This is a genomic window from Idiomarina fontislapidosi (assembly GCF_003226255.1).
GTDB classification, from domain to species: domain Bacteria; phylum Pseudomonadota; class Gammaproteobacteria; order Enterobacterales; family Alteromonadaceae; genus Idiomarina; species Idiomarina fontislapidosi.
On the sequence record NZ_QJST01000001.1, the window covers coordinates 422,162 to 439,179 of the forward strand.

General features: G+C 47.8%; 17 protein-coding genes. 11 read left to right on the top strand and 6 right to left on the bottom strand.

Translation table 11 applies throughout. The features are described from left to right. Window positions 1-3: 3 nt before the first annotated feature. The 6 genes from DFP83_RS02085 to pspF are packed head-to-tail and all read right to left on the bottom strand — an operon-like array spanning window position 4 to window position 6,432. On the bottom strand, window positions 4-816 hold the full coding sequence (locus DFP83_RS02085) for an ATP-binding cassette domain-containing protein (RefSeq protein WP_110572675.1): 813 nt from the start codon (window positions 814-816) through the stop codon (window positions 4-6). Then, window positions 813-1,805: an oligopeptide/dipeptide ABC transporter ATP-binding protein gene (locus DFP83_RS02090; RefSeq protein WP_110572676.1), complete on the bottom strand. Its 993-nt coding sequence runs from the start codon at window positions 1,803-1,805 to the stop codon at window positions 813-815. The genes DFP83_RS02085 and DFP83_RS02090 overlap by 4 nt, the downstream gene beginning before the upstream one ends. Window position 1,806: 1 nt before the next feature. Further along, a complete protein-coding gene (locus tag DFP83_RS02095) occupies window positions 1,807-2,700 on the bottom strand; it encodes an ABC transporter permease subunit (RefSeq protein WP_110572678.1) in 894 nt (297 codons plus the stop codon). Then, a complete protein-coding gene (locus DFP83_RS02100) occupies window positions 2,687-3,715 on the bottom strand; it encodes an ABC transporter permease (protein WP_110572680.1) in 1,029 nt (342 codons plus the stop codon). The genes DFP83_RS02095 and DFP83_RS02100 overlap by 14 nt, the downstream gene beginning before the upstream one ends. Further along, window positions 3,712-5,334, bottom strand: coding sequence for an ABC transporter substrate-binding protein (locus DFP83_RS02105; protein ID WP_110572682.1), 1,623 nt, complete (start codon window positions 5,332-5,334; stop codon window positions 3,712-3,714). The genes DFP83_RS02100 and DFP83_RS02105 overlap by 4 nt, the downstream gene beginning before the upstream one ends. Before the next feature lie 3 nt (window positions 5,335-5,337). Then, window positions 5,338-6,432, bottom strand: coding sequence for a phage shock protein operon transcriptional activator (gene pspF, locus DFP83_RS02110; protein WP_110572684.1), 1,095 nt, complete (start codon window positions 6,430-6,432; stop codon window positions 5,338-5,340). Window positions 6,433-6,636: 204 nt separating this feature from the next. Here pspF and pspA point away from each other — a divergent pair, with 204 nt between their 5' ends. From pspA to DFP83_RS02165, 11 genes are all read left to right on the top strand, one after another. Continuing rightward, window positions 6,637-7,314, top strand: a complete 678-nt coding sequence (gene pspA, locus DFP83_RS02115; RefSeq protein WP_110572686.1) for a phage shock protein PspA — start codon at window positions 6,637-6,639, stop codon at window positions 7,312-7,314. Window positions 7,315-7,337: 23 nt separating this feature from the next. Next, window positions 7,338-7,571 (top strand): envelope stress response membrane protein PspB, encoded by a 234-nt coding sequence (gene pspB, locus DFP83_RS02120; RefSeq protein ID WP_110572688.1) that lies wholly within the window; start codon window positions 7,338-7,340, stop codon window positions 7,569-7,571. Continuing rightward, window positions 7,568-7,951 (top strand): envelope stress response membrane protein PspC, encoded by a 384-nt coding sequence (gene pspC, locus DFP83_RS02125; protein WP_110572689.1) that lies wholly within the window; start codon window positions 7,568-7,570, stop codon window positions 7,949-7,951. Before pspB ends, pspC begins: the two co-directional genes overlap by 4 nt. Next, entirely contained in the window at window positions 7,948-9,312 is a 1,365-nt protein-coding gene (locus DFP83_RS02130) for a YcjX family protein (protein ID WP_110572691.1), read from the top strand. The genes pspC and DFP83_RS02130 overlap by 4 nt, the downstream gene beginning before the upstream one ends. Beyond that, window positions 9,309-10,277, top strand: coding sequence for a TIGR01620 family protein (locus DFP83_RS02135; protein ID WP_110572693.1), 969 nt, complete (start codon window positions 9,309-9,311; stop codon window positions 10,275-10,277). The genes DFP83_RS02130 and DFP83_RS02135 overlap by 4 nt, the downstream gene beginning before the upstream one ends. Before the next feature lie 166 nt (window positions 10,278-10,443). Beyond that, the gene (locus DFP83_RS02140; protein WP_110572695.1) at window positions 10,444-11,667 is read left to right on the top strand and encodes a trans-sulfuration enzyme family protein; all 1,224 of its coding nucleotides are present in this window, start codon (window positions 10,444-10,446) and stop codon (window positions 11,665-11,667) included. A 60-nt stretch (window positions 11,668-11,727) separates the two neighbouring features. After that, on the top strand, window positions 11,728-12,522 hold the full coding sequence (gene phhA / locus DFP83_RS02145; RefSeq protein WP_110572698.1) for a phenylalanine 4-monooxygenase: 795 nt from the start codon (window positions 11,728-11,730) through the stop codon (window positions 12,520-12,522). 20 nt (window positions 12,523-12,542) lie between these two features. After that, window positions 12,543-12,881 (top strand): 4a-hydroxytetrahydrobiopterin dehydratase, encoded by a 339-nt coding sequence (locus tag DFP83_RS02150; RefSeq protein ID WP_110572700.1) that lies wholly within the window; start codon window positions 12,543-12,545, stop codon window positions 12,879-12,881. 128 nt (window positions 12,882-13,009) lie between these two features. Next, window positions 13,010-14,569 carry a transcriptional regulator TyrR gene (tyrR, locus tag DFP83_RS02155; protein WP_110572702.1) on the top strand — a complete coding sequence of 520 codons (1,560 nt, stop codon included), beginning with the start codon at window positions 13,010-13,012 and terminating at the stop codon, window positions 14,567-14,569. A 251-nt stretch (window positions 14,570-14,820) separates the two neighbouring features. Continuing rightward, the gene (gene hppD, locus DFP83_RS02160) at window positions 14,821-15,894 is read left to right on the top strand and encodes a 4-hydroxyphenylpyruvate dioxygenase (RefSeq protein WP_110572704.1); all 1,074 of its coding nucleotides are present in this window, start codon (window positions 14,821-14,823) and stop codon (window positions 15,892-15,894) included. Then, window positions 15,887-17,017: a homogentisate 1,2-dioxygenase gene (locus DFP83_RS02165; RefSeq protein ID WP_110572706.1), complete on the top strand. Its 1,131-nt coding sequence runs from the start codon at window positions 15,887-15,889 to the stop codon at window positions 17,015-17,017. The genes hppD and DFP83_RS02165 overlap by 8 nt, the downstream gene beginning before the upstream one ends. Window position 17,018 lies beyond the last annotated feature (1 nt).

Consider the following 17,018-nt stretch of genomic DNA (forward strand, 5'->3'; position numbering starts at 1 on the left):
TTGTTATTCGGTAACCTTAGCGCTCGAGTTACCGGTTATTTGAGAATGATTCGTTAAGTGTTCGTGCAACAACGTTTCTACGTAAGGTTGTTGCTTCTCTGTTAATAAACGTTCTGTTTCATTAAACGCGATCATTTTACCACGATATAAAATTAAGATCTTGTCGGCAATATGTTTCACGATCTGCGGCGAATGTGTAACGATAATATATGAAATACCCATATCTTTCTGCAGATCGAGCATTAAATTAATAATTTGTGCTCTAACAGATGGGTCCAGTGCGACCAATGCTTCGTCCGCTACGACGATTTGCGGGTCTAATATAATGGCACGGGCGATAGCAACCCGTTGTTTTTGACCCGTTGACAACATATGCGGGTAAAACGCCGCGTGCTCAGCTAACAGACCCACCTTACGTAATGTACTGTTTATCAGCTGGTTTCGTTCACTACTGGGCATATCGCGATTAAACAGTAGGGGTTCTTCGAGCTGCTGACCGACCGTCAGCTGCTGATTAAGTGACTTGTCACTATCCTGAAACACCATGCGAATATTCTGGCATCGGCGTTTTGATTGGGCGTAATTAAGCTTTTGCCCATTTAAATACAGCTCACCGCCAGAGGGCGCTTCGACGCCTGCGATTATTTTTGACAAGGTTGATTTACCCGAACCTGTCTCACCCATAATGGCGAGTGTTTCGCCCGCTTCTAATGTAAAAGATGTCGGTTCTAATGCCACCGATTTTTTACTCCATGGCCAGGCGCGTCGTGGTCGAAACGTCTTGAATAGGTCGACAGCCTCTAATAAGTGACTCATGATTCAGGCTCATTCAATGGAAAGTGACAGTAGTAACTTTGCGCTTCGCGGTGACGTACCAAAGGCGCTTTAACACATTGCTTTTGGGCGTATGGGCATCGAGGTCCTAAACGACAACCGATGGGCATGTGGCGTAATGTCGGCACGGCGCCAGGTAAGCTCGGTAACCTTGATTTCGGTGCCAGTTCCGCGTGGGCTTGTAGACTCATTTTAATCATCGCATCGGTATATGGGTGAGCAGGGCGTTCAAGTACCTTTTCGGTATCACCATGCTCCATCATCTGCCCACAATAAAGCAGTGAGACGCGTTGAGTGGCCGGTAAGATCGATGCGACATCTTGTGTAATCAATAATACCGACATGTTTTGACTGACTGCCAACTTACCCAGCAAACGTTGGATCTGCTCCTTAGTAGAAGGCTCCATCGCTGTGGTAGGTTCATCGGCTATCAGCAGTTTAGGTCGGTGGGCAATGGCAATTGCGATACTCACTTTTTGGGCTATACCCTCCGAAAGCTCGTACGGATAGCTTTGCATGATGGCATCATGATCGCGGATACCGACACGATGTAGCAAATTAGCTACGCGTGTTTTGCGATCCACGCGGCGGTGTAGGAATGTACCCGTGACATCGCCCGCCGGAATAGCTTCTGTAATCTGCTCAGCGACGGTTGCATTAGGATCAAGGTAGGCGAGTGGATCCTGAAAAATCATCGCCATATCACGCCCAGTAATGGCACGACGCTGCTTAGGTGTCATTGCCAGTAAGTCTTTACCATTCCACCACAACCGGTCTGCTGTAACATCCCAAAGCGGGTTCAGCACACCGATCACAGCTTTCGCAAGCAAGCTCTTACCTGAGCCCGATTCTCCCACTAACGAATGCACTTCACCTTCTTTTAGTTGCAAACTCACCTTGTCGAGCACACGGACTCGACCATGTGGACCATCCATTTCGATGGTTAAATTGCGAATATCCAATAAATCCATATCAGGTATCCATTCGTTGTTTGATAGCGCGGCGTAAACTGTCACCGACGACATTAATTGCCATAATCGTGACGAACAGCGATAGCCCCGGCAGCACCATGCTCCATGGCGAGAGATACACTTCGTCCAAACTACGAGCCAGCATACTGCCCCACTCAGGCGTTGGGCTTTGCACACCTAAGCCCAAAAAGCTGAGCGCGGCGATATCCATGATCGCAACCGATAGCGCAACGGTCAGTTGCATGACGAGGGTGGGTGTAATATTGGGCAGAATGACACGATACATCAGATATGTATTGCTGCAGCCATTCAACCGTGAGGCGGTGACATAGTCTTTTTGCCACTCTTGGTAAACGGCGTTACGTGTCACATAAATAAATTGCGGTATCAACGAAAGCGTAATGGCAATAATCGCGTTACCCAAACCCGCACCGAGAATGGCAATAAGCACCAACGCTAACAAAAACGAAGGAATGGTCAGCAAGCGATCTAAGGTGCGACCGAGTACACGAAGCTTTGACTGGGTATCCGCTCCCACCATGGCACCGATAAAAATCCCCACAGTCGACGCCAGCACCACGATGATAATTGGAAGCCCGAAGCTAAAGCGTCCACCAATCAGCAGGCGCGATAACAAGTCACGGCCGAGATCATCGGTACCAAACAGAAACTGCATGTTACCTTCATTCGTCCAACTCGGCGGTAGGGAGATCGCATCGACGAACTGTACATTAGCCGAATAGGGCGTAATAACCGGCGCTAAAATGACTAGCACCAGTAGGCTGGCGAGCAACCACAACGAAATCATCGGTGCTAACCGACGTTTAAATGCAAACCAGACCAACTGTAGAGGGGATGGGTTGCGTTCTTGATAATACAGTTCAATATCCGCCATATCGCTCTTCTCGAGTCATAGGGAAACGCCAGCCGCGATACACTTCGACGAGCAAGTTAATCGCCAATATCAGTGCCATTAGGGTAAACAACACCATTTGAATGACTGGATAATCACGTTCGATGATCGCTTTCAACAACCAAGCACCCGCACCCGGCCAGTTAAAAATATGTTCGACGATGACCAAGTTCGCCATCATCAGGCCAAAAATAAAGGTCAGCTGTGGTAATACGTCTTGTAAAACATTGGGTAGCGCGTGTTTAAATAACAACCGTTGCTGACTTAATCCTCGCGCTCGGGCGGCTTTTACATAAGGCTTTTGCAGCACTTCGATGGTTTGGTTACGTGTAATCCTTAGTAACAACATCGACGGCAAGCTCGATAGTGTGAGTACCGGCAGAATCAAGTGCAGCGTGGCATCTTGTAATGCCGCAAGCTTATACTGGCTGTCACTCAACAGAACGTCGATAATGACGGACCCTGTAATTGAGTCGATTGCGTACAGCGGGTTAATTTGACCTGTAATGGGTAGCCATTCAATTTGCACCGCAAATAGCAGTATCAGTAACTGCGCGAGCCAGAAGACGGGAATCGAATAACCCGTCATAGCACTGGTTAAAATAACTTTATCGATGTTATGGCGAAAGTAGTTAGCAGCGAGCATACCCAGTGGCATGCCGATCAATACCGCGAGTAAGAAGCTCAATAATACCAGCTCAGCGCTCACCACCATGTACGTTGCTGCATCCTGCCAAACTTCGGTGCCTGTCGACAGTGATAGACCCCAGTCAAGTCGGACAATATGCTCAAGGTAATTGAGGTATTGTTGCACGACGGTACTGTCGAACTGGCGACTTGCCAGCATGGTTTCATAACCGACCTGACCCACACGTATACCGCTCATGTTGGTCAATGGGTCGCCGGGAAACAGCCAGTTAAGTGCAAAGGTCACTACGCTCAACACTAATAGGGCCAGAAAAAAGTAGAATAAGCGTGTCATGAGATAACGTGTCATTGGGCAGGTTGCTCCTTACCTGCGAGCCTAAAGCTAATCCCACCATAGGGCGGAAGCTCAACTCCTTTGACGTATTCGCGTTGTGCTTGATAGCGCATCGAATGCGCAATGGGTAATAACGGCTGCTGTTGCATCAGCAATTGTTGTGCTGATTGATACAGTTGCTTACGTTCCGCACTTTCGGTGGTTGAAATTGCTTGGTATAGAATTTGGTCGAAGCCAGTGTGACACCAGTTTGCCCGGTTACTCCCACTTGCGACAGCGGCACAACTGAGCAGTGGTCGGAAAAAGTTATCAGGATCGGCGTTGTCGGCGTACCACCCGATAAGCACCGAGTCATGCTCAGAGCGACTCAATCGACGTCGGAAAGTGTTCCACTCGTAGCTAATAATACGTACGTCGACGCCGACTTCGGCCAAATCAGACTGCATCAGCTCGGCCATGCGGCGTGCGTTGGGATTGTATACGCGTTGTACGGGGATCGCCCAGATATCCATTTTAAAACCAGGCTGAATACCAGCCGCTCGCAACATTTGACGGGCTTTGTCAGGATTATATTGGTATTTTAGCTCAGCATCAGTGGAAGCCCATGATGTTGGCGGCAAGATTGACTCCGCCAGTTCGGCGTTACCATAGTAGATAGTGTCAATGATCGCTTGCCGGTTGATCGCATAACTGAGCGCCTGACGCACCTGTGGGTCATCAAAGGGTGGCCTTTCGGTGTTAAATGCCCAAAACGATACGTTCGGACTGACCTCTGAGCGGACTTCGATTTCTTCGCGGTTGAGTGATTTAAGCTCACTCACCAAAGGATACGGGATTACATCACATTCACCAGTGACCAACTTCAACATACGTTTATTGGCATTCGGGGTGATGGAAAAAACTAAGCGCTCGATATCGGGTCCTTGGCGCCAGTAGCCTTCGTGACGTTGATAACGGATGTGGTAATCCTTTTTGAACGAGACAAACTTAAATGGGCCCGTGCCGATTGGTAAGGTATCGATGAAGCGCTGCTGGTCTTTTTCTGACAATTGCTCGGCGTATTCTTTTGAAAGAATAATGGCAAAGTCCGTGGCTAAATTGGCAAGAAACGAACTGTCGGGGTGCGTTAAAACGATATCGACGGTATATGCATCCACCTTTTCAACATCGCTGATGAGCTGATCAAGACCGGTTGCTGCAAAGAACGGATAAAAGCCGCCGCCCACAGCGTGATACGGGGCGTCGATATCGAGCCAGCGACGAAAACTAAACACCACATCATCGGCATTGAATGTGCGGCTTGGTTGAAAATAGTCGGTGCTGTGAAAAGTGACACCTTTACGCAAATTGAAGCGGTAGCGTTGACCCTTATCGAGGGCTTGCCAGTCGGTCGCTAATGCACTAACGAACGTTTGTTGCGCCGCATCGTAGTCAATCAGTCGGTCGTATAATTGCGATGCGGTGGCGTCGACGGTGGTTCCCGAGGTGACCCGCTGCGGGTTGAAACTCTCAGGGTTACCCTCAGAGCAATAAATCAAACCATTTTGTAATGGTTCGGGTACGTCGGTCTGCTCACTACAGCTCATCAAAAAAAAGCTTGTGAAAGCAGTCACTAAAATCGACCGTTTAGACATGTGTTATTGCGTTCCCTCGAGCAATTGGTACTTTTTTAGATAGCCACGCAACTGATGGTACGTTAAACCCAAATGCTTTGCTGTGCGCTTTTGGTTATATTGACATAACTTAAGGGCTTCGGTCAGCAATTGAATTTCAAACTGTTGCGATTGTTCTTTTAAGTCTATTGGGCTTTCAAGATTGATCGTGGGCGATTTAATATCAGGCGACTCTGACTCTGTGGGCGTATCATGGGTGTTCGCCTCATCGATATGCTCGGATGACGCCGCGGTATTTGCTGTGTTACTCCGAGTCAGCGGACGGTTTTGTGGCCTAAACGGACTCTCAAAGGCATCAAAGATAATGTCGCTAACTGGAATATGGCCATTGCCTGTCCGATAGACACTGCGTTCGATAACGTTTTTTAGCTCACGCACATTGCCGGGCCAGTCGTAATCAAGTAATGCGCGTTTAGCGCGTTCACTAAAGCCACTAAACAGCTCGTACTCAAGTTCACGTGCCATATTGATGGCAAAATGCTCTGCCAAGATCATAATATCTTCGCGGCGATGACGCAGCGGCGGAAGCGTAATAACGTCAAAGGCCAGCCGATCGAGCAGATCGTGACGGAATTCACCTGCCGCAGCTAAACTGGGTAGATCCTCGTTGGTGGCGGCAATTAGACGTGTATCGACTTTTATCGGCCGTGTTCCGCCGACGCGTTCGAATTCACCGTATTCAATCACGCGGAGTAACTTTTCTTGCACCAACATTGAGGTGTTGGCAAGCTCATCTAAGAATAGACTTCCGCCATCGGCTCGTTCAAAGCGTCCCTCATGGCGTTTCGAAGCGCCGGTAAAAGCGCCCGATTCGTGACCAAAAAGTTCGCTCTCTAGCAAATTATCGTTTAACGAGGCACAATTCAGCGTGACATATTTTTGGTCCCAACGTTGGGATAGATAGTGACAACGTGCAGCAATGAGCTCTTTACCGGTGCCACGTTCACCGATAATCAGGATAGATTTGTTGAGGGGTGCAACTTGCGACACGTGCTCAAGCACTTCGATGAAGCTATTTGATTGGCCAATAAGGTTATCGGCAGGGCGGCTTCGGCTCATTTGATTATTTTTCCATTTTTATAGTTATTTTTGCTAATTATTAGTCAAATATACATAAAAAGGCAAGTGCTAAAAACAGTGTTAAATAAAAAAATATAGTAAAAACAATGTGTTAAAAATAAAATACAAGTTGGCGTGGATATTGAATAGATCATGGCACGGTCGTATGACCCAATTTGTATTTAACACCAAGGGGTATTAGTTATGGGTATCTTTTCACGCTTTAGCGATATTGTTAACTCAAATATCAATTCACTGCTTGATAAGGCAGAAGATCCACAAAAAATGGTGCGTCTTATCATTCAAGAAATGGAAGACACGCTTGTTGAAGTGCGCTCAACATCAGCGCGTTTAATCGCTGAAAAGAAAGACGTACAACGTCAGCAACAGCGTGTTGAACATGAAGTATTGGATTGGGAAAACAAAGCCGAATTAGCGCTTTCTAAAGATCGCGAAGATCTAGCGAAACAGGCGTTGATTGAAAAGCAGAAAGCGCAACAGGCGGTTGATTCATTGCAAAAAGAGCTCGAGCGCGTGGACGAGAGTTTGTCGAAACTGAACGACGAAATCTCGCAGTTGCAGGAAAAGCTCGCTGATGCAAAAGCGCGTCAAAAAACGATTTTAATGCGCGAGAAAACCGCATCGAGCCGACTCCAAGTGCGCAAGCAAGTGGATAGCGGTAAGGTTGATGAAGCGATGATGAAGTTTGATCGCTACGAAGCCAAGATCGATGATATTGAAGCACAGGTTGATGCTTACGATATGGGCAAACGAACACTGCGAGATGAATTTGCAGAGCTCGAAAATGAGAGTAAAGTGACTGATGAACTCGAGGCTTTAAAAGCGCGCATGAACGCGAAAAAGAACGAGAACAGTCAATAACTTAGCCTTTAGGACGAAGCAATATGGACTTTCTAGAGTTTTTGATGGCGCCAATTATCATCTTCTTGGTGATTGTCGCCCCCATTTGGTTGATTCTTCATTACCGTAGTAAGCGTAATGCGAACCAAGGTATTAGCGAGGAAGAACGCAACCAATTGAATCAAATGAGTGAGCGAGTTGAGAAAATGCGTGAGCGCGTGCAAACGCTAGAGCGCATCTTAGATGCTGACTCACCTAGCTGGAGGGAACACAAATGAGTGCTACTGAACGCAAACGTCAGCTCCAACGGAATACTGAAAAAGGCAAAATCGCCGGCGTATGCGCCGGCCTTGCCGACTACTTGAATATTGAAACTTGGGTGGTGCGGTTAATTTTCTTCACCGGTTTAATTTTCTCCCAAGGTTTCTTCTTGGTGCTTTACATCGCCGGTTGGCTTATTCTCGATAAGAAGTCACTATCGGAAGGGCATCATGATATGCACATTAAGACTAACGTGTATGGCAGTGGTCAGCCTGCAAGCCAGGCTGTTGTTGAAATGGAGCGTGAGTTGAGATCGCTTGATGAGCAAGTCCAACGGATGGAAAAATACGTAACGTCAACACAATACAACTTAAATCGTGAATTAAAACAGCTGTGATTTCACTGAAAAAGACGCAACAGCAAACCCGCGATCTCATCAATCGCGGGTTTGATCGTCATATAAGACTGGCGGTAACTGGGCTCAGCGGTGCGGGTAAGACAGCGCTCATAACCGGTATGCTTGAACAAGTACTGAATGGCTATGACGCAAAGCAACTGGCATTTTGGCAAGTAAAGCATTCTGGTCGTTTATTGGGCAGTCGCTTGATCGAAAATCGAGACTGGTCGATTCCTCGTTTCGCCTATGAAGACGCTGTCAAAGTCCTCACTTCTGCACAACCGAGCTGGCCTTCTTCAACCCGTGATGTGAGCGAAATTCGCTTTGAAATTAAGTATCAACCTCGTTCCGGTCTGGCTAAACATTTGATGGACGAGCGTCGGCTCGTTGTTGAGCTGGTCGATTACCCCGGCGAGTGGTTGTTGGATTTACCGCTGCTGCAAACCGATTACGGTGCTTGGTCATTACAACAAAATCAACTCAACCAACAGGCTGAGCGTTCTATTCACTTTGCTGATTGGTACCAACACGCTCAGGCGCAATTGAACAAGAACGATGTTGCAGATGCAACGCTGCGCGAATTAGCACAAGGTTATCAGCAGGCGCTTAAATCCGCTCAACACGCGGGATTTTATAACCTCCAACCTGGGCGCCATTTACTCCCTGGACAACTCGAGGGCGCGCCGGTCTTGGCATTTTTCCCGTGGCCGTTCAGTGATCAACGTTCAGCGCAGTTTGAGCACTTAAATCGCGTCTTTGAACGTTACAAAGAACAGGTGATTAAACCCTTTTACAAGCATCATTTTCAGGGGTTTAACCGCCAAGTTATTTTGGTCGATGTGCTAACCGCATTAGAGCAGGGTAAAGCGCGTTTTGATGAACTGATAGAGACGTTAACCGGGTTATTGAACAGTTTTGAATACGGTGAAAACGCCTTGTTGAGAAGAATTATTTCACCAGCTATCGACAAAGTTGCACTGGTCGCGTCAAAGGTTGATCATGTGGGCCCCGACGGACAACAGGCGTTAAATCAGTTATTGGCGGAGATGCTTCGGCGCTCACGCCAGCATTTCCAATTTGAACGTATTGAGCATGAACTGTTTGCGGTTGCCGGTATCGCGACGAGCAAAGCTGGGCGGCTCAGTGATGGCACAGTGGTATTAGATGGCTACCTCAACGGCAACGAAAAAGTACGCGTTGGTGCGCCGTTTGTCCCCACGCAACTCCCCAGCGCAGAGCAGTGGCAGCAGGGGTTCGAGTTTCCACAATTTGTGCCGCATTTTAGTGCCGCTGATTCACCCTTACCGCATATCCGACTCGATCAATTACTTGAGTTTTTATTAGGGGATAAGTTGAAGTGAAGCAGGATACAAAATTAACGTTTTACGCGATTGACGAACCGGTTGATAAGGTCGATGACGCCACGGCCGACATCAATGCCGAGGCGGCTGAGCACATCGCGGCGGCGACGCAGCGTAAAGGCAAGACTAAACTTCGCAAGCTCGCTGTCGTCACCTTGATTGCTGTACTCATCGCTGTGTTGACCGAAACGGTATTGGGTATCTACGCGGCGTTTCAGTCGTCCGTTTGGCTCGGTGGGCTTTGGCTAGCGGTAAGCATTTTGTTATGCCTGACGTTGTTTGGCTTTTTTATTCGTGAGTGGTGGTTACTCAGAAAGCTCAAGCAGCGTTGGCAAATGCAAACACATTTTGATGAGCAGACACATGTGAAAGCATTGCAACGACCCGACCTCGAGCAACAATGGCAGCAACAACGGCAGTCGCATTGGACCGATACGGAAATAGCGACGCGCTTTGAACAAGATATATTGGCGAGTGTTGACCAAACAGCGTTAAGGCGTATTCGTAAATGGTCACTAGAAGCCTCGGCACTTGTTGCGATAAGCCCGAGTAGCCTAGCCGATATGGCTCTGTTGCTGTGGCGCAATCAACGTATGATCAGTGAACTGAGTCAGCTATACGGTGTGAAGTTGGGGTATTGGAGCCGTATCAAGCTGTGGCGCCAGATACTAACGAATCTGGCTTATGCTGGAGTCAGTGAGTTGATCGTCGATATGGGCAGTCAGTGGTTGAGCACTGAGTTAGTTGCTAAACTCTCGGCACGTGCCGCGCAAGGCGTAGGTGCCGGGTTACTAACGGCTCGTTTGGGTATTCAAACCGTTAAGCTGGTACGCCCAATACCATACATCCATACTGCAAAACCCAGTCTAATGTCGATCCAAAAACTGTTGGTTAAGGATTTAGCAAAACAGTTTCCAACCTTGTTTAAAGGAAAGCCTGATCAGCCGCAACGTCAGAGCTATTAATGACCGCAGCTGGTTAGACCAGTTAAGTGGAAAACTAGCGTTACAGCCGTTGAGAGATATGTCAGCGGCGTAACCATTGCCTTTTAGTGCTCTCTCACTGCACTCTTATTCCATAACAAAAATATGACAAATGAATAATTTTTAGTCGTGACCTTGGGACGGAATAATGAGCGCAGACAAGCAAGTGACAAAGCATCACCAGTTAGCTACACAAGTGATTCATGGTGGTCGAGCCCCTCAGGATCCTGAGGGTGCGTTGGTTGCGCCGCTTTATCAAACGTCGACGTTCAAGTTTAGTCACTCGGAGCAAGGCAGTGCTCGGTTTGCGGGTGAAGAATCTGGCTATATTTATAGTCGCTTGGGTAACCCCACGATTACTCAATTAGAAACCCGTGTTGCCGGACTCGAGGGCTTTGATGCCGCGGCCGCCAGTGCGACCGGTATGGGTGCTATTGCAGCAACCACGATGGCTTTAGTGCGTTCGGGTGATCACGTGTTGGTATCTGACGCAATTTATGGCTGTAGCTATGCTTTATTTAGTGAGCTCTTTGAACGTTTTGGCGTGACGGCCGAATTTGTCGACATGTCTGATGCGACCGCGGTCACTGACCACTTACGCGATAACACACGGTTTGTGTTTATTGAGACACCGGCTAACCCACATTTAAAACTGCTCGATATTGCTGCAATTAAGCAGGCGATGGGCACAAGTCGCGCCAAATTAATAGTTGATAACACCTTCATGACGCCACTACTGCAACAGCCAAAAGCGTTCGGTGCGGATATTGTTATTCATAGCGCAACCAAATTTCTAAACGGTCATGGCGATGTGGTTGCCGGAATTGTCTGTGGAGATGAGCCAACGATTACTGATATCAAACGCACGACGCTCAAAGACATGGGCGCAACTATGAGCCCTCATGATGCGTGGCTAATTCTGCGCGGCCTGAAAACGCTCGATGTGCGTATGCAACGGCATTGCGATAATGCCGAAAAGGTGGTGAATTTTTTACAGCAACACGAGTTAGTTAGAACGATCTATTATCCCGGTTTAACGAGTCACCCAAAACATCATTTAGTCGGCACCCAAATGCAGCGAGCCGGCGCGGTCATCGCGTTTGAACTGCACAGTGACGAGCAGGGCGCACGCGCCTTTTTAGACGCGCTTAACATGATTGCGTTGGCAGTGAGCCTAGGCGACGCCGAGACTTTGATTCAACATCCAGCATCAATGACGCATTCACCCTATACACCAGAGGCGCGTCAGGCCGCCGGCATCAGCGATACCTTATTGCGCATTGCCGTTGGATTAGAGGATGCGGACGATATTATTGCCGATCTAAAACAAGCGCTGGATAACGTCGCTCACCGCTGGCGAGATTCGGCCTAGTCGCACATACTTAAGTTATGAATTTCATAGTAAATTAGAACAGCAAGAAGAGGCATAATTATGGGTAAAGAGAGTAAATACGTATCCAAACAGCCCGATGCCGAGGGAATCATTCATTGGACTGATGAGGACAATCAGGTTTGGCATGATCTGGTCGAACGCCAGTTAAAGTGTATCCCTGGTAAGGCGTGTGATGAGTACATGAAAGGACTCGAGTTACTCGACTTGCCGCAAGACCGTATTCCGCAATTGCATGAGCTTAATGAGGTGCTTGAGCGTGAGACGGGGTGGCAGGTTGCAGCAGTGCCTGCACTGATTCCATTTGATGAGTTCTTTCGGCTACTGGCGAACAAACAGTTCCCCGTTGCGACGTTCATTCGTACGCGAGAGGAGTTTGATTATCTGCAAGAACCCGACATCTTTCACGAGATCTTCGGTCACTGTCCGTTATTAACTAACCCAGCGTTTGCCCATTTTACCCATCAGTACGGTAAGTTAGGTTATGCGGCGACGCCGAAAGAACGCGTTTACTTAGCTCGGTTATACTGGTTTACTGTGGAGTTTGGGTTGCTGCAAACCGATGAAGGTATTCGCATTTATGGTGGGGGTATTTTATCGTCACCGGCCGAAACGGAATATGCCGTTAACAGCGATAAACCAGAGCGTCATCCGCTGAAAGCTTTGGATGCGCTGCGCACACCGTATCGAATCGATATTATTCAGCCCGTGTACTACACCATTAAAAGTGTTGATGAACTGTTTGAGATTTCGGACATGGACATCATGGCGTTGGTACGCGAAGCGATGGAACTCGGGCTTTTTGAACCAAAATTTCCGCCTAAAGATGCGGCATAATAATTAATAGGAGTATTTATATGGCTGCTTTGAACCAAGAACACTGCGAAGCGTGTAATGCAGACGCACCTAAGGTGAGCGATGATGAACTTGCATCGCTGATGCGTGAGATCCCTGAGTGGACGCCTGTCACCGACGACGGTGTGATGATGCTGCGTCGTGAGTTTAAGTTTAAAAACTTCCGCCAAGCACTCGAGTTTACGAATAAAGTAGGTGAGATAGCTGAAGCCGAGAAGCACCACCCAGAGATTATCACCGAGTGGGGCAAGGCAACGGTAACTTGGTGGACCCATGCAATTAACGGCTTACACAAAAATGACTTTGTGATGGCCGCAAAAACCGATGAAATCTTAAAATAAGCTTAAGATTCTGCAATCAGTTCGATAGAACGACAAAAACCCTAGCTCAAACGCTGGGGTTTTTCTGTATCCACGCTTGAATATCCTGTACGATATACTTTACAGATCTCTCAACCTGAACGAATGACATGAGACTAGAGATAACCTGCGATGATCGTTTGGGCATTTGCCTTGATGTATTGCAGATACTTCGCGATCAAGAAATCGATTTAAGAGGTATTGAAATTGATCCGCGCGGAAAGATTTACCTAAACTTTCCAGAACTCGCGTTTGAAGACTTCAGCCACTTAATGCCGCAAATACGTCGAATTCCAAATGTTATTGATGTGAAAACCATCCCTTACATGCCGTTTGAGCGTGAGCATTTTGAATTTGATTTACTCTTGAGTACCTTGCCTGACCCTGTCATATCTATCGATATTAAAGGGCGCATTGATATCATTAATGATGCCGCTGCCCAGCTGTTAGGTGCACCTAAAGACTCACTCAACAGCGAGTACCTATCACAATTTATTACGGGCTTTGGGTTAGCACGCTGGTTAGATAAACAACCCAAAGAGCCGGTGTTTGAGGCTGTGGTGATTAATAACGCCGAATACTATGCGCAAATCCTCCCCATCTGGGTCACCGGCGAAGACCAGAGCCGCTCGTTTGCGGGGGCGGTTCTGACCTGTAAGACCGAGCCCAATGTTGCTAAATGGCAGAACAACAAGAACGACTCAGCGTTCGAGCGATTGTTGACTGACAATGCGGGCTTCAAAAAAGTTATCAAAGAAGCTCAGCGTATGGCGGAACTCGATGCGCCACTGCTGATTGAAGGCGAAACCGGTGTCGGTAAAGAACTCCTCGCTAAAGCCTGTCACCAAGCGTCGGTGCGCGCTGATAAACCGTTTTTAGCAATCAATTGTGCGGCACTGCCAGATAATGTCGCAGAGAGCGAGTTATTTGGTCATGGTGCTGGTAGTTTGTCTGAACACAGTGCCAAGAAAACCGGTGTGTTAGAGCAAGCCGCGGGCGGTACCGTGTTGCTGGATTCTGTCGGTGAAATGTCGATCAACCTACAAGCGAAACTGCTTCGCTTCCTCGAGCATGGCGTGTTTCGCCGTATTGGAGAAGAGCAAGAGGTCAGTGTTGATGTGCGGGTTATCTGTACGGCACAGAACCACCTCTATGAACTTGTTGAATCAGGTGCTTTCCGCGAGGACCTGTATTATCGCCTGAACGTACTGGCATTGAATGTGCCGCCGCTGCGTGAACGCAAAGCGGATGCGGTGTTGTTGGCGGAACACTTTATATCGCAGGCATGTAAGTCTCTAGGACGCAGTTTAGTCAAGCTCAGTCGTTCAGCTAAGGATCGCATTAAAGGGTATCAATGGCCGGGCAACGTGCGTCAGTTAGAAAATACAATATTTCGCTCGGTATCGATGCTTGATGGTGATGTGCTCGAAGCCAATGATGTCAAACTGCCAGAAGCTCAGGTTGATGATGATCCCCTCGCTATCGAGATAGAGGATATCAGCTTGGACGAGGCAGTAAGACGATTTGAGAGCACGGTACTGAAACGACTCTATCCAAGTTTTCCGAGTACCCGTCAACTTGCCCGTCGTTTAGGCCTTTCCCACACGGCTGTGGCAAATAAGCTGCGTGATTATGGTATTGGAAAGCAGCGCAAGAAAAGCCAGTCGTGACCACTCTGTAAACTTTTGCTAACACCCAAACAGTGGCTGTAACATAAAGTTTACGATGAATTAATGACACACCATGAGTAGAGCGCGTCTTAACGCGCTCTATTTTTTTGTAAATAAAAGGTTACAAAGTTTCGAGGCGCCCGCCCTGGGCAAGTTTTTAAGCTTTACTCGCTCATTTTCAATTCGCCCCCTAAAGTAACGATTACATAACACAAAAAATACCTATGTAACGAACACAGAAGGAAGTGACTATGAGCGACATCAACTACAACCCACTCAATACCGATGGTTTTGAATTTGTTGAATACACCGCCCCAGATGCCAAGGGCATCGCGGCACTTAAAGATTTGTTTGATAAGCTCGGGTTCACCGAGGTGGCTAAGCATAAGAGTAAAGATGCATGGCTTTACAAGCAAAATGACATTCAGTTCGTTATCAACTCGCAAGTAGGCGGCCAAGCTGAAGAGTTTGCTAAAAAACATGGTCCCAGCGTATGTGGCATGGCATGGCGCGTCGCGGATGCAAAAAAAGCATTGGAGCACGCGTTAGACAATGGCGCCAAAGCCTTTCCTGGCGACCAGGGCGTGATTGAAGAAATTCCAGCGGTGTACGGTATCGGTGAGAGTGCGTTGTACTTTATCGATAACTATAAGGATATGGCGGTTTACACGGATCACTTTGAATTCTATCCCGACTGGCAAGAAAAAATGTCGTCACATGCGGCAGGTCTGTATGAAATCGATCACCTGACTCACAACGTGTTCCGCGGCAATATGGATACATGGGCAGGCTTTTATGAGCGCATCGGTAACTTCCGTGAGATCCGCTATTTCGATATCGAAGGCAAGCTCACTGGCTTATTGAGTCGTGCCATGACGGCTCCGTGTGGCAAGATCCGTATCCCAATCAACGAATCGCACGATGATAAATCGCAAATTGAAGAGTATTTGCGCGAGTATAACGGTGAAGGCATCCAACACATTGCGTTGACCAGTGACAATATTTACAAAACAGTTAAAGATCTGCGCAGCATTGGTATGGAGTTCATGGATACGCCAGACACGTATTACGAGAAAATCAATGAGCGCGTAGAAGGTCACGAAGAAGATGTAGAAGCACTGCGTGATCAGCGTATTTTGATTGATGGCGCGCCAATGAAAGACGGTATCTTGTTGCAGATCTTCACTCAAACCGTGATTGGTCCCGTGTTCTTTGAAATTATTCAACGTAAAGGTAACGAAGGCTTTGGTGAGGGTAACTTTAAAGCCCTGTTCGAAAGTATCGAAGAAGACCAAATTCGTAGAGGAGTATTGAGCGATGCGTAAGTGGATCAGCTTTCCTAAACAGGAAGGCGCGCATTCACGGCAGGCTCATGCTGACTTTCCTGAGCAAGCGCTGTATGAACGTGAAGCGGGTCGAAGTGGATTCTTCGGCCCCGCTACCCACTTCCATCATCAGCATGCACCGACAGGTTGGTCTGATTGGCAAGGGCCATTGCGTCCGCGCGCCTTCGATTTTAACCAACTCAAAGACTTAGACCAAGAAAACCCATGGCTGGTGAGCAACCTGCTTGAGAACGCTCATTGCAAGTTTCGTTTATGGCATTGCAAAAGCAAGATGAACTATCTGGTGCGTAATGCCGATGGTGATGATTTGCTGTTTGTGCATGAGGGCAGTGGTCATGTCTTTTGTGATTACGGTCACATTAAGCTCGTTAAAGGGGATTACTTTGTCATTCCTCGTTCGACGAGCTGGCGCATTGAACCCGAAGAGCCGATGCAGCTGTTGATGATTGAAGCCACTCACGGCGCTTATCAGTTGCCGGAGAAAGGGCTGGTCGGTAACCATGCGATCTTTGACCCAGCGGTATTGGATACGCCTGCGATTGATGATGCATTTAAAGCACAATACAGCGAAGAGCAGACGCAAACCTTTGTGAAGCGTCATCAACAAGTTTCGGTGATTACTTACCCGTTCAATCCGCTCGATGCGGTCGGTTGGCACGGTGATTTGGCGCCGGTACGACTCAACTGGCGTGATATTCGTCCATTGATGAGCCACCGTTATCATTTACCACCTTCAGCGCATACGACGTTCGTTGCGGAGCGCTTTGTGGTGTGTACCTTTGTGCCGCGTCCTATCGAGAGCGATCCAGGTGCATTGAAAGTGCCGTTCTATCATAACAATGATGATTATGATGAAGTGTTGTTCTATCACGAAGGCGACTTCTTTAGTCGCGATAACATCGATCGTGGTATGGTGACCTTTCATCCGGCAGGTTTTACCCACGGACCGCACCCAAAAGCCTTTAAAGCGGGTTTAGAACATAAAAAGAAATTCACCGATGAAGTCGCAGTCATGCTCGACACCCGCGATGCATTAGAAGCATCCGATGCGGCAATGAGTGTTGAGAACCCAGACTACGTGTTCAGTTGGAAGGAGAAGTAAA